Raw genomic sequence first — 21,585 nt, 5'->3', positions numbered from 1 at the left:
CCAGAAGGCAGCCCGTTTCGATCCAGAACGAAAAAAAGAAGGAGTTCAGGATGAGTGAAGCTATGAATATCACCCTTTCCACACAACCGGCCGACGCGCGCTGGGGCGAAAAAGCCAGCTTCAGCATCGGTAATGATGGCATCACCCTGCATCTGAATGGTAAAGACAATTTAACTCTGATTCAGCGCGCTGCGCGTAAAATTGACGGGCAGGGCTTTAAATACGTGCGCCTGGCCGGTGAAGGCTGGGATCTGGAGAAAAGCTGGGCCTTCTGGATGGGCTATCGCGGCCCAAAAGGGGAGCGCCGGGTCGAGTGGCCCGAACTGGATGAAGTTCAGCGGCACGAGCTGGAAAATCGCCTCAAGATTATCGACTGGGTGCGCGATACCATTAACCTGCCGGCGGAAGATTTAGGGCCGTCCCAACTGACCCAGCGGGCAGTCGATCTGCTGAGTGACGTGGGCGGTGAGCAGATTAGCTACCGTATCACTCGCGGCGAAGACCTGCGTGAGCAGGGCTATGCCGGTATCCATACCGTCGGCCGCGGTTCCGAGCGCACGTCAGCCCTGTTGACGCTGGACTACAACCCAACCGGCGATGAAGAAGCGCCGGTCTATGCCTGCCTGGTGGGCAAGGGAATCACCTTTGATTCCGGTGGCTACAGCATTAAACCCAGCGCATTTATGGACTCAATGAAGTCCGATATGGGCGGTGCGGCGCTGGCTACCGGGGCGCTGGCCTTCGCGATTGCTCGCGGCCTTAAGCGTCGCGTGAAGCTCTTCCTGTGCTGCGCGGATAATATGATCAGCGGCAACGCCATGAGGCTGGGCGATATCATCAGTTACCGTAACGGTAAACGGGTCGAGGTGATGAATACCGATGCCGAGGGTCGCCTGGTGCTGGCGGACGGGCTGATCGACGCCAGCCGTGAAAAACCGGCGCTTATCATCGACTGCGCTACCCTGACTGGCGCCGCCAAAACGGCGCTGGGTAATGATTACCACGCGCTGCTGAGCTTCGACGATGCGCTGGTCGAGCGCCTGCTGGCGAGCGCCCGGGCCGAAAACGAAGCGTTCTGGCGCCTGCCGCTGGCAGAAATGCATCGCAGTCAACTGCCGTCGAACTTTGCCGATATGAGCAATACCGGTACTGCCGCCTGTCCGGCGGGCGCCAGCACCGCGGCGGGTTTCCTGTCTCACTTTGTTGAAGAGTATCAGCAGGGCTGGCTGCATATCGACTGTTCGGCCACCTACCGCAAGGCGGCTGTGGATCTGTGGGCGGCGGGCGCCACCGGCATTGGTGTGCGCACCCTGGCGAATCTGCTGACCGTGGAGTAAAAATTTGCCCCTCACCCTGACCCTCTCCCCGGAGGGGAGAGGGGATAAAGAGGCACATACTCCTTCAACCAGCCGCTTTTCTCTGAAGGGGAGGGATGGGTTCAACCAGTCTCCTTTCTCTGGACGAGAGAGATGGGTTCAACCTGTCTCCTTTCTCTGGACGAGAGGGATGGGTTCAACCAGTCTCTTTTCTCTGGACGAGAGGGATGGGTTCAACCTGCCTCCTTTCTCTGAACGAGAGGGATGGGTTCAACCAGTCTCCTTTCTCTGGACGAGCGGGATGGGTTCAACCTGCCTCCTTTCTCTGGACGAGAGGGATGGGTTCAACCAGTCTCCTTTCTCTGGACAAGAGAGATGGGTTCAACCAGTCTCCTTTCTCTGGACGAGAGGGATGGGTTCAACCTGCCTCCTTTCTCTGGACGAGAGAGATGGGTTCAACCAGTCTCCTTTCTCTGGACGAGAGAGATGGGGTCAACCAGTCTCCTTTCTCTGGACGAGCGGGATGGGTTCAACCAGTCTCCTTTCTCTGGACGAGAGGGATGGGTTCAACCAGTCTCCTTTCTCTGGACGAGAGGGATGGGCTCAACCGGCCCCCTCTCCCTGTGGGAGAGGGATGGGGTGAGGGAAAAGGAAAATCATTCGGAAGATCTATGTCAGAAAATAATAATCAACTGGAAACCCTGCTGGCGCAGGCCGCCAGCGAACCGGCGTACCGTCCGGCCTTTTTCCGCACCCTGCTGGAGTCCAGCGTTTGGGTACCGGGAAGCGCTGCCGAAGAGGGCGCTGTTTCCGCCGATTCCGCCGTTGACCTTCACCACTGGGAGAAAGCCGATGGCACATCGGTTATCCCCTTTTTTACCTCGCTACAGGCCCTTGAACAGGCGGTCCAGGATGAACAGCCCTTTGTGGTGATGCCAGCCCGGGTACTATTTGAAATGACCCTGGGCGAGACGCTGTTTCTGAACGCCAGGCTTGAAACCGGCAAAGAATTTTTCCCGCAGGAGATTCGCCATTTGCTGAGCCGGGAAGGGGATCCGCTCAGCCAGCAGCAGGTGCTGGAAGGGGGCGAAGCGTTACTGCTTTCAGAAGTGGCACAGCCGCCGCAGATGATGCTCGATTCGCTCTCGACGCTGTTTAAGAGCATGAAAACGGTGAAGCGGGCGTTTATCTGTTCTCTGAAAGAGCAGGCCCAGGACGAACCGGTATGGCTGATAGGCATTGAGGCTGAAGGGGATGTTGAGGCAATTATCCGGGCGGCAGGCAGCGTGGCGATGGATACGCTGCCGGGAGACGAGCCGGTGGATATCTGTCAGGTGACCGAAGGGCAGGGGGGGATTAGCCACTTTATGATTGCCCATTTAGCGCCTTTCTACGAACGCCGTTGGGGCAGCTTCCTGCGCGATTTTAAGGATAGCCGTATACTGTAAAGGCGACGCCCCGGCCGACTGGCCGGGGCGTCTCGCGTCAGGCACCGGGCTCGATAGGCAGATCGTCGCGGCTGCCCCATTCACTCCAGGCACCGTCATACAGGCGTACGTCCTGAGCGCCCAGCGCGGTAAGGGCAAGTACCACCACGGCGGCGGTTACACCGGAGCCGCAGCTGGCGATCGTCGGGCGTTGCGGATCGATCCCCTGCTGTGCGAACAGCGTGCGCAGTGCTTCAGGACTTTTCAGCTCTCCCCGCTCCACCAGCGATCCCCAGGGCATATTTAATGAGCCGGGAATATGGCCGCGCTTCAGGCCCGGACGGGGTTCGTCCACTTCGCCGTTAAAACGCGGCGCCGGGCGGGCATCTACCACCTGAGCGCTTCCTTCATGGCTGGCGAGCAGCACATCAGTGAGTCTGGCAACGACACTGGCGTCGAACTTCACGTTGAACTCGCCCTCTTCAGCGGCCTCCACGGCACCGCTGTGCAACGGACGTCGCTCCGCCTGCCAGCCGGCGAGCCCTCCTGCCAGAATCGACACTTTTTGCGCTCCGAAGCTCTTTAACATCCACCAGGCGCGGGGCGCAGAGAAGAGATCGCCTTCATCATAGACCACCAGGTGGCGATCGTCGTGTACCCCCAGCTCACGCATGGCGACGGCGAAACCCTCTGGCCGTGGCATCATATGCGGCAGGGAAGAGGCGTGGTCAGACAAGGCTTCGATATCGAAAAACAGGGCGCCGGGCAGATGGCCTGCGCGATATTCGCCGGGAACGTCCCGATGCTCCTGGCCCGGAGGCGCCATGCGGGCATCCAGAATCAAAATTTCCGGATCGTTGATATGTTCAGCGAGCCAGTCGCTCGCCACGAAAAGAGAAGTACACATGGTTGCATCCTCGCGCCGTTACTTGTGTCGAAATTGTTGATTTTTTTTATCCGGCCGACAAGTGTATTTACGGCGTTGCGCGAGATGGTGCAAGAATTGATGGAAAAACGCGCTCCAGGTATCGGGAGCGCGTGGGCTATCAGAAAGAATCCTGATGCAGATAGCGCCAGGCGTATTGCGCATAAAGCTCCGCGCCGCTCACCATGGCATCTTCATCGATATTAAAACAGCCGTGATGGTGCGCGAAGTCGGAACCTTTCTGCGGATTGCCACAGCCGACCAGCGCGAAGCATCCCGGCGCCTTTTCCATATAGAAGCTGAAGTCTTCACCGCCGGTTGTGGGGCGCTCGGTGATGAGCGCCGTATCGCCAAAGGCCTCGCGGACGACCGATTGCGCCAACAGCGCGCTGCGTTCTTCGTTAATCACCGGCAGCGTGCCGTAGGTGTATTCCACCTGAACGCTGGCGCCGTAGATGGCGGCGGTATGGTTGGCATAGCGTTCGATGGCGGCTTTCAGACGTTCGCGAGTTTCAAGGGTAAAGCAGCGAACGGTGCCGTCCAGCACGGCGTTTTCCGCGATCACGTTAAAGCGTGTTCCCACCTCCATTTTGCCGATGGTCACGACGGCGGAGTCCTGCGCGGCGGTTTCGCGGGAAACGATGGCCTGTAGATTCATGACAAACGAAGAGGCAACCACCGCAGCATCGATACAGGCTTCCGGCATGGAACCATGGCCGCCGCGTCCTTTAAACGAGACTCTGAGCAGATCGGCAGAGGCGAAGGAGGAGCCGACCTTACAGGAGATCTGGCCGGAAGGAATCTGGCTCCAGATATGAATGCCAAAGACATTATCTACCCCTTCCATCGCCCCCTGGCGCACCATCTCTCTGGCACCTTCGGCGATTTCTTCCGCGGGCTGGAAGATAAGGCGCACATTACCGGGAAGCTGGCTGCGAACGCTGTGTAGCGCCGCGGCGGCGCTGAGCAGCATCGCTGTATGGGCATCGTGACCACAGGCGTGCATTTTACCCGGCGTGTGGGATTTGTAGCTCAGAGAATCATTGAGCTCCAGTATGGGCAGCGCGTCCATATCGGCGCGCAGTCCTACAGTCTTTCCGGGGCTGGCGCCCTGAATTTCGGCGATAATACCGGTAGGTGCCGTGAGTCGATAGCTGATGCCGAGTTCGTCCAGCGCGCTGGCGACCTGCTGAGTCGTACGTTTCTCTTCCCATGGCAGTTCCGGATGGGCGTGCAGATCGCGGCGAAAATCGATCATCTGCTGCTGGTGCGCTTTAATGAATGCCGTAATGGCAGGGTTAGTCATGGCTTCTGGCCTCCGTTATCGTTTTAACCGCGTGGAAGATAACCTCTACGCCTTTTGCTATCTGTTCTGCGTCGCTCCACTCGTCGGGATGGTGGCTGAGCCCATCCCGACTGGGGACAAAGAGCAAAGCGGTTGGCGTCAGGCCTGCGAAAACCATGGCGTCGTGGCCGGCACCGCTGACCATGGTTCTGTGGCTGTAGCCGAGCCTGTCGCACTGCTGCTTCAGATTGCGGACAATTTCTGGCGCCATCGGCGTTGGGGAGACGTACAGCGGCTGCTCAATTTCCGCCGTTATGCCATGGTTCGCTTGCTGACTGATGGCTTCCCGGGTCTGGCCGATCACCTGGCGCAGCTTTTGTTCATCGCGCGAGCGGATGTCGACAGAAAATACGACCTGGTGGGGGATGACGTTGGAGCCGTTGGGATAGACCTGAAGCTTTCCAACGGTCGCTACGGTGGCGTCTCCGGCCTGGCGGGCGAATTCTCCCACCTGGCTGATGATATGGCTGGCGGCAAGGAGCGCGTCCTGGCGCTTGTCCATGGGGGTAGTGCCTGCGTGACCCGCTTTTCCGGTAAGCGTCACGCTGAGCTGGGTCATGCCGACGATAGCATCAACAATACCGAGATCGGTGGCGGTTTGTTCCAGTACCGGCCCCTGCTCAATATGTAATTCGATAAAGGCTTTAAGGGATTCCGGCGTGCGGATGACGCTGGATACCTCCTGAGGGGCGTAACCCGCTTCCGACATGCGTTGGGCCGCGCTGACGCCTGCGCTGTCATGCAGGCTTTCCAGCATCTGTGAAGTTATATGACCCGCCATGGCGGAAGAAGCCAGCAGGCCGCGTCCAAAGCTGGCGCCTTCCTCTTCCACCAGGGCGACTACCTCCAGCGGATAATACGGATGCAGGCCCTGCTCATGGAACAGCGTGGCAATTTCCAGCGCCATTACCACCCCTGCGGCGCCATCGAAGGCGCCACCATGGGGAACCGTATCAAAATGGGAGCCTATCATCACTGACGGTAGCGAATCCCTGGCTCCTGGCAGCGTGCCGATCACGTTGCCGATAGCATCTTCGTGAACCTGTAGCCCTGCCAGCTCCATTTGTCGGCGCAGCCAGGCACGCGCATCATGGGCCTGAGTGCCGTAACTCATGCGGGTGATCCCCTGGCCTTGCGTCGCGTTAAAGCTGGCCAGTTCATCAAGAAACCGCTTAATACGGGAACTACTTACGTTCATCGTCTTATCCTGTAATCGGGGTAATATAGCTAACCAGAACACCGGCCAGCACAACAGAAACCATAGTGACGGATATAAAGCCTCCGACCAGCATAGGGCCCAGCATATGTTGGGTCAGGACTTCCCGCTCCTTTGCGTCGCGGGTCAGGGAATTAATGGCTTCGTTGGTAATAATATAGTCCGCCGGAAATCCATACAGGGCGGTCAGTGAAATCGCGAAGGCCATCGGCATATTAACGCCAAGTAATTTACCAACCAGCCATGAGACAATAAACATTCCGATCACCGCAGTAGCAATCAGTATCAGCATGGGATAAATCAGGCGCAGCAGCATTTCTGGCGTGGCTTTGTTGAGGGTGTCGAAAATAAACAGCATCAGCCCCATAACCGCGAAACCAAAGCCATTCGCTTTTTGAAGCGTCTGGCGTTCCAGAAAACCAAAAGAGGTAAATATAACGCCAAATAACAGGCAAAGGACAAAGGGGCTGATGCTGACCAGCGGGGCACAGAGTTCGGAAACCCACCATGCCAGAAAGCCGACAAAGGCCAGACGCAGAAATTTAAAATAGCTGGTGTTATACCGGGCCGGAATAGCGCTAAAGAAACGCGGCATTTCCTCTTCGCCTGCAATTGTCGTGGTCTGCGTATTATCCGAAACCTCCCGGACTGAGCATTCCCACGCGCCGCGACGATACCTTTCCAGTACGTGGCGGCCTTCCCGTTGTAGCATAATCGCGGTAAGGGGATAACCCGCGAAGCCCTGCATGACGTAAATCAGGATAGCGAAAACAGACAGATCGACCAGGCCTGCTTCGCCAGCGCCTTTGGACATAATTAACGAAGAGACAATGCCGCCAACCAGCGGCGGAATGGTCACCAGCGCGGTATTCATGTCGAATAGCAACATGCAAACGGCAAAGACGGCAATGGCGATGCCAGCGATACCCGCAAGGGCAATCACCACCGTTTTCCACTGTTTGGCTAACTCGCGCAGGGATAGCAGCGTTCCCATGTTAGTGATAAGCAAATACATTAGCATTACTGCAATGGCGGGGGTTATTCCTGCCCGGCTAATGATATCCGCGGGAAAAAAACTCCAGTACCCCACCAGAAAGAGAACTGCGCAGACGAAAACCGACGGTATCCAGGCTTTTGTACGCGTAGAGATGATATCGCCGATATAAAGTATTGCAATAATAATAACGAGTGCGACCATCTGATTCATTAGCAACATCCATTGTTATTGATGCGATTGAGATATTGTGTGTTTTGTATAATACGATAAATTCCCGGTTGTTGATGGCGCATTGTTTTTAGGGAGCCGGCTTAGGCGCTAAATAAGAATATAGTGTTGTATTTAGCGCAAGTAACTGGAGTTTTATACGGGCGATTTTCATTATTCTGGTAATTAATTGCCGTAGTTTGAATGAGGTTATTCAGGGATGGGAAAGCGTTTTTATAAAATCATAGCGAATTCCGGTCACTAAGGTTTGGGCCGTGACCGTGTCCAGGTAAACCGCATTTTATGCAGGGAAAAGCTTCAGGGCGGTATCGTTCAGTTCGGGATACTGGCGTAAAGGATAGGGGGATGTGGGCGTAACGTCGGCAGGAAAGGGGTTTTTCAGCCAGGATGTTGCTGAATGTTATTTGTTTTTAAAAAAATGTTGTATTTGGCCGTAGGCAACATCGTGATAGCTCTTTATAATCCTGCGCCAGGTACTACCGGGTACCCGGTGTAAAACAGAAAAACATCATACAGAGGTTATCATGGCTATTGAACGTACGTTTTCCATCATCAAGCCCAATGCGGTGGCGAAAAACGTAATTGGCAGCATCTTTGCGCGCTTTGAGACGGCAGGACTGAAAATTGTGGGTACCAAAATGCTGCATCTGACCGTAGAGCAGGCGCGCGGTTTTTACGCTGAGCACGACGGTAAGCCGTTCTTCGACGGTCTGGTCGAGTTCATGACCTCTGGCCCGATCGTGGTTTCAGTACTGGAAGGTGAAAGCGCCGTGCGCCGTCACCGCGAAATTCTGGGCGCCACCAATCCGGCAGATGCGCTGGCCGGCACCCTGCGCGCCGATTACGCCGACAGCTTCACCGAAAACGGCACTCACGGTTCTGATTCCGTAGAGTCCGCAGCGCGCGAGATAGCGTACTTCTTCGGCGAAGGCGAAGTCTGCGCCCGTACCCGCTAAGGGGTCGGTAAACGGCGTTTACATTTTATTTCCAGACGGCCCGCTTGCAGTCGTGGAATCTGCGCCACAGAATTTGTACAATGCTGCGCCCCTGGAGGCTGAATGCTTCCCGGGGCGCTTCTTTTTATCACCCCCAGGGGCCATAACGTGTAATAACAAGGCCGGAAAAAATTATGTCAGAGCAAATTGTCTCCCCCGCGGCTGCCTCCGCTGCCGATACCGCTAAAAACGAAAAGATTAACCTGTTGGATCTCACTCGCCAGCAGATGCGCGAGTTTTTTGTCTCAATGGGCGAAAAACCGTTCCGCGCAGACCAGGTCATGAAGTGGATTTACCACTACTGCTGCGACGACTTCGATGAGATGACCGATATCAACAAGGTGCTGCGCGGCCGCCTGAAGGCGGTAGCGGAAATCCGTGCGCCGGAGGTGGTGGAAGAGCAGCGTTCTTCGGACGGTACCATCAAATGGGCGATTCTGGTCGCCGGTCAGCGTGTCGAAACCGTCTATATACCCGAAGAAGATCGTGCCACGCTCTGCGTCTCTTCTCAGGTAGGGTGTGCGCTGGAGTGTAAATTCTGCTCCACCGCGCAGCAGGGCTTTAACCGTAACCTGCGGGTGTCGGAAATCATCGGTCAGGTATGGCGCGCGGCGAAAATTATCGGCGCCGCTAAGGTGACCGGCCAGCGCCCCATTACCAACGTGGTGATGATGGGGATGGGCGAACCGTTGCTGAACCTGACCAACGTGGTGCCGGCCATGGAAATTATGCTGGATGATTTCGGATTCGGCCTTTCCAAACGGCGCGTTACCATCTCCACTTCTGGCGTGGTGCCGGCGCTGGATAAGCTGGGCGATATGATCGACGTGGCGCTGGCGATTTCGCTGCACGCCCCGAACGATGAGATCCGTAACGAGATCATGCCCATCAACAAAAAATATAACATCGAAGCCTTTCTGAGCTCGGTACGTCGCTATCTGGAAAAATCCAACGCCAATCAGGGGCGCGTGACTATCGAGTACGTTATGCTCGATCATATCAACGATGGCACCGAACATGCGCACCAGCTGGCGGAGTGTCTGAAGGATACGCCGTGTAAAATTAACCTGATTCCCTGGAATCCCTTCCCGGGTGCGCCCTATGGTCGAAGCTCCAACAGCCGTATCGACCGTTTCTCGAAGGTGCTGATGGGCTATGGATTCACCACTATCGTCCGTAAAACTCGTGGCGATGATATCGACGCCGCCTGCGGTCAGCTGGCGGGCGAAGTTATCGACCGTACCCGGCGTACGCAGCGTTTGCGTATGCAGGGTGAAGCCATCGAAGTTAAAAGCGTCTGATGAATTCGCCGCCCGTCGGGGCGGCGAAAATTCTGCTTTTCGCGACATCGTCCAGGATTATTAGGCGCGAAGCGATAATTACGGTGCGTTTTTTTACGCTTTAAGGCAGTATGTAGCGGCACAACAACAGTTTAGCCGCATTAAAGTGGACAACTTTTGTGTACCGACACCAGACAGGCAAAGAAAAGCTGTCTATGGTTAAGAAACCCGGCGCTAACTTACGCTAGCGCAAACGACTGGTTTCGCTGGGAGCGAACGATGTCCGGGGAGTGAAACAGCGCAGCGGCACAGCCTGACTGCGCAGAGATCTTTCGCGGCGCAGGACTAGCGCGAAGAGCGCAATAGTTGCCCTGAATGAAATACGGGGAATTCCAGTCGGCGCCAGTTACTTAATTCGAACAGTACCAGCAGTTGTAGCTAAATGAATACAGAAGCCACTAACGAACAGAATGCAGCACATACCACAGGCGAGCGTCTTCGTCGCGCGCGTGAACAACTTGGACTGAGCCAGCAGACGGTGGCTGAAAGACTGTGTCTTAAAGTCTCCACCGTTCGCGATATCGAAGAGGATAAATCGCCTGCAGAGCTGGCCTCTACATTTCTGCGCGGCTACATCCGCTCTTATGCGCGACTGGTGCATATTCCGGAAGAAGAACTGCTGCCCATGATGGAAAAGCAGGCGCCGCTCAGAACCTCTAAGGTTCAGCCGATGCAGAGCTTTTCGCTGGGCAAACGCCGTAAGAAGCGCGATGGCTGGTTAATGAGCTTTACCTGGCTGGTGCTTTTTGTGGTGGTGGGGCTGACCGGTGCCTGGTGGTGGCAGAACCACAAAGCTCAGCAGGAAGAGATTACCTCAATGGCGGATCAGTCTGCCGCCACGTCAGGTGATGACGGCTCTCAGTCAGTGCCGCTGGATACCGGCAGCGCTGACGATAGCGCTGCGCAGACCGGCAATAGCGGCGCTGCTGTTCAAAACAGCACGCCGGCAGCGCCGGATGCCGCCGCGCAGCAGGCGCCCCAGACCCAGCCACAAAGCGCACCTCAGGCTACGCAGCAGCCAGCGAACACAGCGGATAATAATGCCGTTGTGGCGCCGAGCCAGGCCGACGTAGGCCAGAGCGCGAGCCAGCAGCAGGCGCCGGCCGCTACCCAGGATCCGAATGCGACGACAGCCAGTCAGGGCCAACTGCCGACCGATGCTGCAGGGGTAACGCCGTCGGTCGACCCGAATGCCATCGTGATGAATTTTAATGCTGACTGCTGGCTGGAGGTCAGGGACGCCACCGGTAAGAAGCTGTTCAGCGGGATGCAGCGCAAAGACGGAAGCCTGAACCTGACCGGTCAGCCGCCGTACCGTCTGAAAATCGGCGCGCCGGCCGCCGTTCAGATCCAGTATCAGGGTAAACCCGTCGATCTGAGCCGCTTTATCAGAACTAACCAGGTTGCACGTTTCACGCTGAACGCCGAATAATCGGCGTTCCGTTTCGAAGCCTGCATGACAGAGAAGTAGCATGAACCACGAATCACCTATCCGGCGCAGGAAGTCGACGCGCATCTACGTCGGAAATGTCCCCATCGGCGATGGCGCGCCCATCGCCGTGCAGTCCATGACTAACACCCGTACCACCGATGTGGCGGCGACGGTAAACCAGATCAAAGCGCTGGAACGCGTTGGCGCCGATATCGTGCGCGTTTCCGTGCCGACCATGGATGCGGCGGAAGCCTTTAAGCAGATCAAGCAACAGGTACAGATTCCGCTGGTGGCTGATATTCACTTCGACTACCGCATTGCCCTGAAAGTGGCGGAATACGGCGTGGATTGCCTGCGTATCAACCCGGGCAATATCGGTAATAACGAGCGTATTCGCCAGGTGGTGGACTGCGCCCGTGATAAAAACATTCCGATCCGCATCGGGGTTAACGCCGGCTCGCTGGAAAAAGATCTGCAGGAAAAATATGGCGAACCGACTCCGCAGGCGCTGCTGGAATCGGCCATGCGCCATGTGGATCATCTCGACAAGCTGAATTTCGATCAGTTTAAGGTAAGCGTAAAGGCTTCTGACGTCTTCCTGGCAGTAGAGGCCTATCGCCTGCTGGCGAAGGCTATCGACCAGCCTTTGCATCTGGGGATCACCGAAGCAGGCGGCGCCCGTAGCGGTTCGGTGAAGTCCGCGATCGGCCTGGGGATGCTGTTGGCCGACGGGATCGGCGATACGCTGCGCGTTTCGCTGGCGGCGGATCCGGTGGAAGAGATCAAAGTCGGCTTCGATATTCTGAAGTCGCTGCGGATCCGCGCCCGTGGGATCAATTTCATTGCCTGTCCGACCTGTTCGCGTCAGGAATTCGACGTGATCGGCACCGTGAATGCCCTGGAGCAGCGGCTGGAAGATATCATCACGCCGATGGATGTTTCGATTATCGGCTGTGTGGTCAATGGGCCGGGTGAAGCGCTGGTATCGACTCTGGGCGTGGCCGGAGGCAGCAAGAAGAGCGGCTTCTATGAAGACGGCACTCGTCGCGATCGTCTGGACAACGACGATATGGTCGATCAGCTGGAAGCGAAGATTCGCGCCCGGGCGGCGATGATGGACGAAAGCAAGCGCATTGACGTTCATCAGCTGGAAAAATAAAGCAAACTGGGAAGCGGCGCGCTTCCCGTGTATGATTGAACCCGCAAAGGCGTCCGCGAACAACCGCTGTCGTCCGAACCGGGTTCATTTTTTGTATAAGACAACAGAGAACTAACGTGGCAAAGAATATTCAAGCCATCCGCGGCATGAACGATTACCTGCCGGAGGAAACCGCGCTCTGGCAGCGGATTGAAGGCATCCTGAAGCAGGTGCTTGCCAGCTACGGCTATAGCGAGATTCGCACACCGATTGTAGAGCAGACCCCGTTATTCAAGCGCGCTATCGGTGAAGTAACCGACGTGGTTGAAAAAGAGATGTACACCTTTGAGGATCGCAATGGCGATAGCCTGACCCTGCGCCCCGAAGGCACTGCGAGCTGCGTTCGCGCCGGCATCGAGCATGGTCTGCTGTACAATCAGGAACAGCGCTTGTGGTATATCGGACCAATGTTCCGCCACGAACGTCCCCAGAAAGGGCGCTATCGTCAGTTCCACCAGATCGGCGCGGAAGCGTTCGGGCTGGCGGGCCCGGATATCGATGCCGAATTGATTATGCTGACCGCTCGCTGGTGGCGTGAGCTGGGCATTGAGCAGCACGTCAGCCTGGAGCTGAACTCTATTGGCTCTACCGAAGCGCGCGCCCGCTATCGTGAAGCGCTGATCGCTTTCCTGGAGCAGCATAAAGAGGCGCTGGACGAAGACAGCCAGCGTCGCATGTACACCAATCCACTGCGAGTACTGGATTCCAAAAATGCGCAGGTTCAGGCGCTGCTTGATGATGCACCGCAGCTGGGCGACTACCTGGACGACGAGTCCCGTGAGCACTTCGCCGGATTGTGCGCCAGCCTGGACGCCGCAGGCATCAGCTATACCGTGAATCAGCGCCTGGTACGCGGTCTTGACTACTACAACCGTACCGTTTTTGAATGGGTGACCACCAGCCTGGGCTCCCAGGGAACGGTATGCGCTGGCGGTCGCTACGACGGTCTGGTGGAACAACTGGGCGGGCGAAGCGCGCCGGGCGTCGGTTTTGCGATGGGCCTGGAGCGTCTGGTGCTGCTGGTTCAGGCGGTTAATCCTGAATTTAAAGCGAATTCCGTTGTCGATATTTATCTGGTCTCTTCGGGAAGCGGTACCCAGATTCCGGCTATGCTGCTGGCGGAACAGGTGCGTGACCGTCTTCCGGGCTGTCGGCTGATGACCAACTACGGCGGCGGTAACTTTAAGAAACAGTTCGCCCGTGCCGACAAGTGGGGCGCCAGCGTGGCGCTGGTGCTGGGTGAGGACGAGGTTGCCAACGGCAATGTGGTGGTGAAGGATCTGCGCTCCGGCGAGCAGCAGACCGTACCGCAGAGCGAAGTGGCCGCCCATGTGCAGGCGTTGCTGGGGTAATCCCCCGGCAATCAGGCGTGAAGGAGTAAGGACTGCGTGGAAATTTACGAGAACGAACACGACCAGGTCGACGCGGTAAAACGCTTTTTTGCCAATAACGGCAAGGCGTTGGCGGTCGGCGTGGTGATTGGCATTGGCGCTTTGATCGGTTGGCGCTTCTGGAGCAACCACCAGACGGAATCCGCCATGGGCGCTTCACAGGCTTATGAACGCGCAATCGCCGGCGCTCAGGCAGGCAAGCCTGATACGCTGGATGCCGTCGGTAAGTTTGTGGCGGATAATAAAAACGTCTACGGCGCGCTGGCTGCGCTGAACCTGGCGCAGAAATATGCCCAGGACAACCAGTTACCGAAAGCGGCGGCTCAGTTGCAGCAGGGGCTTTCTGCGACCAGCGATGCTAATCTGCAGGCGCTGATCAACCTGCGCCTGGCGCGGGTGCAGATCCAGCAAAAGCAGGCGGATGCCGCACTGAAGTCGCTGGATACGATTAAGGGAGAAGGCTGGTCTGCGATTGTGGCCGATCTGCGCGGCGATGCGCTGCTCAGCAAGGGTGATAAGCAGGGCGCGCGCGAAGCCTGGAGCAAAGGCGTCGCCAGCGAGGCTTCTCCGGCGCTGCGCGAAACGATGCAAATGAAAATAAACAACTTGTCCAGCTAAGAGGGACCCGATGCAATTGCGTAACTTACTTGTGCCAGGATTGCTGTCTTTAACCCTGCTCAGCGGCTGTTCGCTGTTCAGCAGCGAAGAAGATGTGGTGAAAATGTCTCCGTTGCCGGAAGTGACTAACCAGTTTTCGCCCGGCGAGGCGTGGAGCACTTCCGTTGGAAACGGCATCGGCGATTTCTATTCCAATCTGCATCCGGCTTCCCGGGATGGCGTTGTCTATGCAGCGGATCGTCACGGTATCGTAAAGGCGGTGAATGCTGATGACGGTAGCGAAGTATGGTCCATCGACCTGTCTGAAAAGACCGGTTTCTTCTCGCGTAACCGTTCGGCCCTGCTGTCCGGCGGCGTCACCATCGCCGGGACTCATATCTATGTTTCCAGCGAAAAAGCGGTGGTTTATGCCCTGAATGCCGCAGACGGCAGCGTGGCGTGGCAGAGCAAAGTTTCTGGCGAAGCGCTTTCCCGCCCGGTGGTTAGCGACGGACTGGTGCTGATTCATACCAGCAACGGCATGCTGCAGGCGCTGAATGAAAGCGATGGTGCATCGCGCTGGACGGTTAACCTGGATATGCCGACCCTGTCGCTGCGCGGCGAATCTGCGCCGGCAACGGCCTTTGGCGCTGCTATTGTCGGCGGCGATAACGGTCGCGTTAGCGCTGTAATGCTTGAGCAGGGCCAGATGATTTGGCAGCAGCGTATCTCGCAGGCAACCGGTGCCACCGAAATCGATCGTCTGGGCGACGTGGATACCACCCCGGTTATCGTCAATGGCGTGGTTTACGCACTGGCCTATAACGGCAACCTGACGGCGCTGGATCTGCGTTCCGGCCAGATCATGTGGAAGCGTGAGCTGGGCTCGGTTAACGACTTTATCGTCGAGGGCAACCGTATCTTTATGGTGGATCAGAATGACCGCGTACTGGCGCTGACCACTGACGGCGGCGTGACGCTCTGGACTCAGAGCGACCTGCTGCACCGTAACCTGACGACGCCGGTGCTGTTTAACGGCTATCTGGTGGTGGGCGACAGCGAAGGCTACCTGCACTGGATCGATACTACCAGCGGTCTGTTCTCTGCTCAGCAGAAAGTAGACAGCTCCGGCTTCCAGACCGAGCCGGTTGTGGATGGTGGTAAGCTGTTTATTCAGGCGAAAGACGGTACACTCTACGCTATTACCCGCTAATATATTCAAGCGTAGAAAGGAAACGGCTCCTGTATCTTCCCAGGGGCCGTTTTATTGTTTACTGAAGCGGTGCCGTGCCGGCATCGTGGATAGTCAGTTTTTTAGTAATGAGGCTTTAGATAATGGTACCTGTGGTCGCGCTGGTCGGGCGCCCGAATGTCGGAAAATCTACCCTGTTCAACCGTTTAACCCGCACCCGTGATGCGCTGGTTGCGGATTTCCCGGGGCTGACCCGCGACCGTAAGTATGGTCGCGCGGAGGTGGAAGGGCGCGAGTTTATCTGCATCGACACCGGCGGTATCGACGGCACCGAAGAAGGGGTGGAAACCCATATGGCGGAGCAGTCGCTGCTGGCGATTGAAGAAGCGGACGTCGTGCTGTTTATGGTGGATGCCCGGGCCGGACTGATGCCGGCGGACGAAGGTATTGCCCGTCACCTGCGTACCCGTCAGAAGCCGACTTTCCTGGTCGCCAACAAGACCGATGGCCTGGACCCCGATCAGGCGATTGGCGAGTTTTACGCGTTGGGCCTGGGCGATATCACTCCGATTGCCGCTTCCCACGGACGCGGCGTTACCAGCCTGCTGGAGCGAGTGCTACTGCCGTGGATGGCAGAGGTCTCTCCTGAAGAGATGACCGATGACGATGAGTTTCCGCCATTCGATGAGTTTGACGAGCAGGCGCAGGAAGAGGAAGAAGCGTTTAATCCTCAGGATCTGCCGATCAAAATGGCTATCGTCGGGCGTCCCAATGTTGGTAAGTCCACACTGACTAACCGTATCCTCGGCGAAGACCGGGTGGTGGTGTTCGATATGCCGGGTACGACCCGTGACAGTATCTATATTCCGATGGAGCGTGACGGACGTGAGTATGTGCTTATTGACACCGCCGGGGTACGTAAGCGCGGCAAAGTGACCGAGACGGTTGAGAAATTCTCGGTTATCAAAACCCTGCAGGCGATTGAAGATGCCAACGTGGTGTTGCTGGTGATTGACGCCAGGGAAGGGATTTCGGATCAGGATCTTTCCCTGCTGGGCTTTATTCTGAACAGCGGTCGTTCGCTGGTTATCGCTGTTAACAAGTGGGATGGCCTGAGCCAGGAAGTGAAAGAGCAGGTCAAAGAGACGCTGGACTACCGCCTGGGCTTTATCGACTTTGCGCGGGTGCATTTTATTTCCGCCCTGCACGGCAGCGGCGTAGGCAACCTGTTTGAATCGGTGCACGAGGCTTACGACAGCGCCACGCGCCGCGTTGGCACGGCAATGCTGACCCGCATCATGAATATGGCGGCCGACGATCACCAGCCGCCGCTGGTTCGCGGACGCCGCGTGAAGCTGAAGTACGCCCACGCTGGCGGCTACAACCCGCCTATCGTGGTGATTCACGGTAATCAGGTAAAGGATCTGCCGGACTCCTATAAACGCTACCTGATGAACTACTTCCGCCGCTCCCTGAATGTAATGGGCACGCCGATCCGCATTCAGTTTAAGGAAGGGGATAACCCCTTTGCAGGAAAGCGTAACACCCTGACCCCGAATCAGTTGCGTAAGCGTAAGCGTCTGATTAAGCACATTAAGAAAGGCAAATAGCGAATCAGCGAGATTCACTAAGACGCATCAAAACCATCAGGCCCGCATTGCGCGGGCTTTTTTGTGTGTCAGGAACGCGCTATGCGCAAGGATAAGCTCAGGGTAAGAGCAGACGTTAAACCACAACTGGCTAAATATCAGGATGACATGCCAGGAGAGGGAGAGATAAGGTAGCGCTCATGTAAGCCAAAGGGACACGGGAATGCGTTTCAGCCTTCCGGGATTAAATCTCTTCTATCTGTCGCGGGATAATCTGGAACCGCCCTTATGCCGGTGCTACCCCGAGGAGTGATTTACCCGTGAGGTGCTTATGACAGAGATAGAAAAAGCTGTACACACATTTAATGACCTCAGCGCGAGCATGGGATATGAGGTCAGTCCTCCGTGGTCAGGCAAAATAAAGTCCTGTAGCTTTGGGCGCGGTATCGCTCCGGAACAGCCAGATTTTTGGTGCCAGTACGAGGCGTTATTACGAATCAGTAATGGGTTATTTGCTGATGGGCACACTTTCTACGGTATCAGCGTGGATGGAGAGCCAGGTCTGATTGAGTTCAATAATGCGTTAAATACGCCGGGCCTTGAAACAAAAGCCATGCAGGGACGGATAGTCGTAGGGGAGAATAATACCGATATCCTTTACTACGATACCCTTACCGGAAAGTGGGCGTCATGCGATCGTATCGGTACAGATAATGTGTGGGAATCATGTGATAGCCTGGCTCAGCTTGTTCAAACTCAGGTCGATATGCTGACTGAAGTTTAAGTGAACATACTCGAATGGGGCAGGTGCCTGGGGGGTTATCAATGGTTCTGAACGGAGAGCTTCAGGATGCGTATGGCGCAAAAGTAACGCTAACAGAGCTATTAAATAAAGTCCCTGAGAATAGCTGGGACTGGAGGATGTTTGAGTTTGAGGGCACGGGCGTAGCTCCGCAGGGCATGGCAATGCCCGATTTTGAAGATCTGGTGATTTCCGAAGAGTATGGGGTTGCTTTTAGCTGGGATAGTCTGACCCGATTTGCCAGCGAACTGTCTGATGTAAAGTCATGTGTACTTGCCGCCGTGAGCAGGCCAGTGGATTATGAATCGCTTGATGGTGGCTCCGGAGAGGGGGTTATTGCCTTCATCGGTATTTATGACAGCACCGACTGGGAGATAAAAATCCCTTAGCCTTCCCCGGCGGCTGAGCTCCAACCGCCGGGGCGCAGTTTTTATTATCCCCTGTTACTCACTTTGGCCCTGCGGCAAATGCTGCGTAACAAAACGGGCAATTTCCCCGGCAAGTTCGAGATCCTCGGGGGTGGAGCCACCAAAGCCGCCGTGAGGCATCGCTTCGAAAACGTGGAGCTCCGCCGTAACGCCTGCGCGGCGCAGCTTGCGGTGAAGGCGTACCGTACTGGAAAGGAAAAGATCGCGGGTGCCGCTTTGCAGGAAGACCGGTGGCAGGTCGGATGTCATCTCGCCAAAGAGCGGCGAGACATAGGGGTGCCTCAGATCCGCGCCGCCCGCATAGAGCAGATTGCACGGCATCAGAGAATTCGGCAGGACGACATCGATGGTTCTGTTTGTTTGGAAACTGTCGCCGGATTCCGTGAGATCGACTTCCGGCGAGAGCAGCACGACGGCGGCAGGCAAAGGGAGCCCTTCATCCCGTGCTCGCAGCAGCGTCGCCATGGCAAGATTGCCGCCCGCCGAGCGTCCGCTAAGTATGACACGTTCGGCGCCGTAGATTTCGATGGCATGTTGGTAAGCCGCCATACAGTCGTCCAGCGCGGCTGGCCAGGGGTGATCCGGTGGCATCCGGTAGTCAACGCCGAAGCACAGCATACCGTTTCGATCCGCCTGCATTCGCGCGCTTTGGCGGCAGGCTTCTCCGCCCCCGAGCACCAGCGCTCCGCCGTGCAGATCGATGCAGACACAGCCTTCATGGCGCAAGGCGTGCGGCATTGCGGCATGTACCGTCGCAGGGCCAAAGCTCCGGGTCTCGATCTTTGCAGTCGTCTCACCAGCCAGTCCTTTTACGGCTTGTGCGTAGCGCTCATCTGCGGCTTCCTGCATGCGCCGCCAGCCGTCGCTATCTTCCGGAGCGGGCAGGGGATGGAGCGCATTGAGCGGGATACCATCCTGCCGTACGGCGGCTTGCAGCATGTTCCGGGCTTCTGCGCTGATCGAGACAGGAACCGGGATCCAGCGCTCATCTATTCGAACGCCCTGTTTTTTCGTCCTGGGGCTGTCAGGCATATTCACCTTCCTTTTATTTTCGACGGGGTCGCGAAGAGAGGTAAAGGGCACACATAATCATAACTCTGGCAGCATGGGAGATATATAGGCATGTTTATACGATGTATTGTTCTGCACTGGCGGTTAAACTATCAGCAAAAAGATTGCCATGAAATTTGATCGCTTAACATGAAGCTACGTTTTCTTTGTGTCAGAATTAATCATCTGCTGATAACCGACGGGGTTATGGATGTGAAGAAGTTCCTTATCTTTTGCCTGTTGCCACTTTTTCTGACGGGTTGTAAACCGGGGGGAGAGAAGGCAATGCAGCTGGCACAGGCCGCGGTAGCCAATGATATGAACGATCCTGAAACGACGAAATTCCGCAATGTATATTATGTGCAGGAAGAAGAGAAACCGGATGGTACCCTCAGGGGCACTGTCTGTGGAGAGATCAATGGCAAGAACATGTTTGGCGCTTATGATGGCTATCAACCATTCCTGGTGGTGCTGGAAATGAAGTCTAAGGGAACCTTCTCTAAGGGGGTAACCTATACTATTCCTTTTAAGCATGTTTTTGCAGATATCGTAGCGGCAAGGCAAACAAAGATATATCGCGATCGCTGTGCGAGACAAAAATAACGTTAATCCGTAGCCCACCTCCAGCATCAGGTGGGTTTTTTATTGTATCTTTAAAGTGGTTTTAGCTCTGCATTGTAGATGCTGGTTCGCCCCTCATTAATTTGTAACAGATATCTCCTAAATTCGGACAGTCCGTTATTTACAGTCTATTCTTAACTACACGCCGTGATACCTGTGTCATGATTGACAGGTATGACATCCATACGTCTGTAGATGAGGGAACTATGAAAAAAACAATCGTCGCGCTGTCTGCGCTTTTCCTGGCCGCTCCGGTGTTTGCTAACACGATTACACATGCATCCGATGAAACCGTTGCCGAAGCGCATAAGGGCGCTAACGCGGCAAAAGAGAAGCTGCATCAGGCGCAGAATAAAGGCGAGGAGCTGAAGCTGAAGTCGGAGCACGCAGCAGAAGGGAAAAGTGACACCATGGGCAGCAGGGTGAGTGAAAAATCTCAGGAAACCTGGCATAAGACCAAAGAAGGCACTGAAAAGGGCTGGAACAGCACCAAAGAAGGCGCCGAGAAGGGCTGGAATAAGACGAAAGAGGGCGCTGAGAAGGGCTGGGATAAGACAAAAGAAGGTACAGGTAAAGCCTGGGATAAGACCAAAGAAGGGTCTGAAAAAGCCTGGGATAAGACCAAAGAAGGCGCAGAGAAAGGTTGGGATAAAACCAAAGAAGGCGCTGAAGATCTGAAGAAAAAAGTGACCGAATAATCATACTGATTCGGAACATTAACAGCCCACGCAATGCGTGGGCTGTCGTGTTTATAGCATCTGCCAGACAAAACCCACTTTCAGCATTGTCTGGCGATGCGCGCTGCTGCTGGAAACAGAGGTATTTTTTAACTCAATAAATGGTGCCAGACTTTTGGTAAGCCGGTAGCTGACTTGCAGTTTCCCTTCTGCGTCTTCCCGGTGCTTGCGATACAGCGGTTGGTTGCTTTTCTTATATTTAATCCCGTAGTTTAGGGTCGTTCTGGCTATTTTGTAGCCGTTCATTAACTGCCAGATTTGGGTCTGCTTACGCGCTTTGCCTGTAGTCCTTTTTATCTCATAGCGATACATCAGCGATAGTTTCTGACGATCGCTATAGTGATAGCTCAATTTCACCTGTGGTTTATATTTACGGGAATTGGTTTTTCTGCTCCAGCCCATTTCCGGAGTGACATCCAGCAATGAGGACAAATGAAATTTCTGCTTCAAGTGATATTTTAATTCATCGTGGCCGTCGTGGCTCCATGCGGCGACTCCTGGGGACCGGGCAGAACGTTTATATTCCAGACCTGCACCGAAGCCGCCGGAAAAGCTATGGCTGATACCCAGGCTTTCTTTATGGATCTTATCGACATCGGCGATTTCATGGTAATACTTCAGCTCCAGCGCGCAGGCGTGATGAACCGCACTGCACAGGAACAGCAGCAGCGAAATAAGGTATTTCATGATGGATGGGCTCCGCGCCGCGCTATTGCGGCGAAGCGGCCCGCAGGGAAGGATTCCGCTGCGGGCGTTCAG

At 55.8% G+C, this 21,585-nt stretch carries 19 protein-coding genes and 1 pseudogene; 14 read left to right on the top strand and 6 right to left on the bottom strand.

Translation table 11 applies throughout. The features are described 5' to 3' along the window. The first annotated feature begins 50 nt into the window (after nucleotides 1-50). Complete coding sequence (gene pepB, locus V3W49_RS13145; RefSeq protein ID WP_500146043.1) at nucleotides 51-1,337, top strand: aminopeptidase PepB; 1,287 nt, start codon at nucleotides 51-53, stop codon at nucleotides 1,335-1,337. Nucleotides 1,338-1,987: 650 nt separating this feature from the next. Continuing rightward, nucleotides 1,988-2,764 (top strand): enhanced serine sensitivity protein SseB, encoded by a 777-nt coding sequence (sseB, locus tag V3W49_RS13140; protein ID WP_500146041.1) that lies wholly within the window; start codon nucleotides 1,988-1,990, stop codon nucleotides 2,762-2,764. A 37-nt stretch (nucleotides 2,765-2,801) separates the two neighbouring features. Here the strand turns inward: sseB and sseA are convergent, their stop codons facing one another. From sseA to V3W49_RS13120, 4 genes are all read right to left on the bottom strand, one after another. Further along, a complete protein-coding gene (gene sseA / locus V3W49_RS13135) occupies nucleotides 2,802-3,650 on the bottom strand; it encodes a 3-mercaptopyruvate sulfurtransferase (RefSeq protein ID WP_500146039.1) in 849 nt (282 codons plus the stop codon). 139 nt (nucleotides 3,651-3,789) lie between these two features. Further along, a complete protein-coding gene (locus V3W49_RS13130; RefSeq protein WP_500146038.1) occupies nucleotides 3,790-4,974 on the bottom strand; it encodes an amidohydrolase in 1,185 nt (394 codons plus the stop codon). Next, nucleotides 4,967-6,211, bottom strand: a complete 1,245-nt coding sequence (locus V3W49_RS13125) for a Zn-dependent hydrolase (protein WP_500146036.1) — start codon at nucleotides 6,209-6,211, stop codon at nucleotides 4,967-4,969. The genes V3W49_RS13130 and V3W49_RS13125 overlap by 8 nt, the downstream gene beginning before the upstream one ends. A 4-nt stretch (nucleotides 6,212-6,215) precedes the next feature. Continuing rightward, nucleotides 6,216-7,436 (bottom strand): hypothetical protein, encoded by a 1,221-nt coding sequence (locus V3W49_RS13120; protein WP_500146034.1) that lies wholly within the window; start codon nucleotides 7,434-7,436, stop codon nucleotides 6,216-6,218. Between the two features lie 542 nt (nucleotides 7,437-7,978). Between V3W49_RS13120 and ndk the strand changes: the two genes are divergently transcribed. From ndk to V3W49_RS13070, 10 genes are all read left to right on the top strand, one after another. After that, complete coding sequence (gene ndk / locus V3W49_RS13115) at nucleotides 7,979-8,410, top strand: nucleoside-diphosphate kinase (protein ID WP_500146033.1); 432 nt, start codon at nucleotides 7,979-7,981, stop codon at nucleotides 8,408-8,410. Nucleotides 8,411-8,583: 173 nt separating this feature from the next. Next, nucleotides 8,584-9,750 (top strand): dual-specificity RNA methyltransferase RlmN, encoded by a 1,167-nt coding sequence (gene rlmN / locus V3W49_RS13110; protein ID WP_500146031.1) that lies wholly within the window; start codon nucleotides 8,584-8,586, stop codon nucleotides 9,748-9,750. 421 nt (nucleotides 9,751-10,171) lie between these two features. Further along, on the top strand, nucleotides 10,172-11,221 hold the full coding sequence (rodZ, locus tag V3W49_RS13105) for a cytoskeleton protein RodZ (protein WP_500146029.1): 1,050 nt from the start codon (nucleotides 10,172-10,174) through the stop codon (nucleotides 11,219-11,221). A 40-nt stretch (nucleotides 11,222-11,261) separates the two neighbouring features. Beyond that, nucleotides 11,262-12,380, top strand: a complete 1,119-nt coding sequence (gene ispG, locus V3W49_RS13100) for a flavodoxin-dependent (E)-4-hydroxy-3-methylbut-2-enyl-diphosphate synthase (RefSeq protein WP_500146027.1) — start codon at nucleotides 11,262-11,264, stop codon at nucleotides 12,378-12,380. 116 nt (nucleotides 12,381-12,496) lie between these two features. Continuing rightward, nucleotides 12,497-13,771: a histidine--tRNA ligase gene (gene hisS, locus V3W49_RS13095; RefSeq protein ID WP_500146026.1), complete on the top strand. Its 1,275-nt coding sequence runs from the start codon at nucleotides 12,497-12,499 to the stop codon at nucleotides 13,769-13,771. 36 nt (nucleotides 13,772-13,807) lie between these two features. Beyond that, the gene (locus V3W49_RS13090) at nucleotides 13,808-14,428 is read left to right on the top strand and encodes a YfgM family protein (protein WP_500146024.1); all 621 of its coding nucleotides are present in this window, start codon (nucleotides 13,808-13,810) and stop codon (nucleotides 14,426-14,428) included. Nucleotides 14,429-14,438: 10 nt separating this feature from the next. Next, the gene (bamB, locus tag V3W49_RS13085) at nucleotides 14,439-15,620 is read left to right on the top strand and encodes an outer membrane protein assembly factor BamB (protein ID WP_500146022.1); all 1,182 of its coding nucleotides are present in this window, start codon (nucleotides 14,439-14,441) and stop codon (nucleotides 15,618-15,620) included. 122 nt (nucleotides 15,621-15,742) lie between these two features. Continuing rightward, entirely contained in the window at nucleotides 15,743-17,209 is a 1,467-nt protein-coding gene (gene der, locus V3W49_RS13080) for a ribosome biogenesis GTPase Der (protein WP_500146020.1), read from the top strand. 310 nt (nucleotides 17,210-17,519) lie between these two features. Beyond that, nucleotides 17,520-17,972 (top strand): YrhA family protein, encoded by a 453-nt coding sequence (locus V3W49_RS13075; protein WP_500146018.1) that lies wholly within the window; start codon nucleotides 17,520-17,522, stop codon nucleotides 17,970-17,972. 41 nt (nucleotides 17,973-18,013) lie between these two features. Continuing rightward, nucleotides 18,014-18,379, top strand: coding sequence for a hypothetical protein (locus V3W49_RS13070; RefSeq protein WP_500146017.1), 366 nt, complete (start codon nucleotides 18,014-18,016; stop codon nucleotides 18,377-18,379). A gap of 54 nt (nucleotides 18,380-18,433) precedes the next feature. On the opposite strand, the gene V3W49_RS13065 is transcribed toward V3W49_RS13070, so the two are convergent. Beyond that, nucleotides 18,434-19,450: an alpha/beta hydrolase gene (locus V3W49_RS13065; protein WP_500146016.1), complete on the bottom strand. Its 1,017-nt coding sequence runs from the start codon at nucleotides 19,448-19,450 to the stop codon at nucleotides 18,434-18,436. A 231-nt stretch (nucleotides 19,451-19,681) separates the two neighbouring features. Between V3W49_RS13065 and V3W49_RS13060 the strand changes: the two genes are divergently transcribed. Both V3W49_RS13060 and V3W49_RS13055 read left to right on the top strand, forming a co-directional pair. Then, nucleotides 19,682-20,071, top strand: coding sequence for a hypothetical protein (locus V3W49_RS13060; protein ID WP_500146015.1), 390 nt, complete (start codon nucleotides 19,682-19,684; stop codon nucleotides 20,069-20,071). 224 nt (nucleotides 20,072-20,295) lie between these two features. After that, a pseudogene (locus V3W49_RS13055) lies at nucleotides 20,296-20,685 on the top strand (KPN_00521 family repetitive protein); the annotation flags it as partial. A gap of 153 nt (nucleotides 20,686-20,838) precedes the next feature. On the opposite strand, the gene V3W49_RS13050 reads toward V3W49_RS13055, so the two are convergent. Continuing rightward, nucleotides 20,839-21,513: an oligogalacturonate-specific porin KdgM family protein gene (locus tag V3W49_RS13050; protein ID WP_500146014.1), complete on the bottom strand. Its 675-nt coding sequence runs from the start codon at nucleotides 21,511-21,513 to the stop codon at nucleotides 20,839-20,841. Nucleotides 21,514-21,585: the final 72 nt, after the last annotated feature.

It is taken from the genome of Rosenbergiella sp. YN46 (assembly GCF_036620675.1).
In the GTDB taxonomy this organism is placed as follows: Bacteria; Pseudomonadota; Gammaproteobacteria; order Enterobacterales; family Enterobacteriaceae; genus Jejubacter.
The sequence above is the reverse complement of the archived record's forward strand: the minus strand, read 5'-3'. Positions and strand labels throughout refer to the sequence as shown.

Bases quoted from the DNA above. Each gene is read 5' to 3' on its own strand.
- pepB (WP_500146043.1), top strand. From the start codon at position 51: ATGAGTGAAGCTATGAATATCACCCTTTCCACACAACCGGCCGACGCG.
- sseB (WP_500146041.1), top strand. From the start codon at position 1,988: ATGTCAGAAAATAATAATCAACTGGAAACCCTGCTGGCGCAGGCCGCC.
- sseA (WP_500146039.1), bottom strand. From the start codon at position 3,650: ATGTGTACTTCTCTTTTCGTGGCGAGCGACTGGCTCGCTGAACATATC.
- V3W49_RS13130 (WP_500146038.1), bottom strand. From the start codon at position 4,974: ATGACTAACCCTGCCATTACGGCATTCATTAAAGCGCACCAGCAGCAG.
- V3W49_RS13125 (WP_500146036.1), bottom strand. From the start codon at position 6,211: ATGAACGTAAGTAGTTCCCGTATTAAGCGGTTTCTTGATGAACTGGCC.
- V3W49_RS13120 (WP_500146034.1), bottom strand. From the start codon at position 7,436: ATGAATCAGATGGTCGCACTCGTTATTATTATTGCAATACTTTATATC.
- ndk (WP_500146033.1), top strand. From the start codon at position 7,979: ATGGCTATTGAACGTACGTTTTCCATCATCAAGCCCAATGCGGTGGCG.
- rlmN (WP_500146031.1), top strand. From the start codon at position 8,584: ATGTCAGAGCAAATTGTCTCCCCCGCGGCTGCCTCCGCTGCCGATACC.
- rodZ (WP_500146029.1), top strand. From the start codon at position 10,172: ATGAATACAGAAGCCACTAACGAACAGAATGCAGCACATACCACAGGC.
- ispG (WP_500146027.1), top strand. From the start codon at position 11,262: ATGAACCACGAATCACCTATCCGGCGCAGGAAGTCGACGCGCATCTAC.
- bamB (WP_500146022.1), top strand. From the start codon at position 14,439: ATGCAATTGCGTAACTTACTTGTGCCAGGATTGCTGTCTTTAACCCTG.
- der (WP_500146020.1), top strand. From the start codon at position 15,743: ATGGTACCTGTGGTCGCGCTGGTCGGGCGCCCGAATGTCGGAAAATCT.
- V3W49_RS13075 (WP_500146018.1), top strand. From the start codon at position 17,520: ATGACAGAGATAGAAAAAGCTGTACACACATTTAATGACCTCAGCGCG.
- V3W49_RS13070 (WP_500146017.1), top strand. From the start codon at position 18,014: ATGGTTCTGAACGGAGAGCTTCAGGATGCGTATGGCGCAAAAGTAACG.
- V3W49_RS13065 (WP_500146016.1), bottom strand. From the start codon at position 19,450: ATGCCTGACAGCCCCAGGACGAAAAAACAGGGCGTTCGAATAGATGAG.
- V3W49_RS13050 (WP_500146014.1), bottom strand. From the start codon at position 21,513: ATGAAATACCTTATTTCGCTGCTGCTGTTCCTGTGCAGTGCGGTTCAT.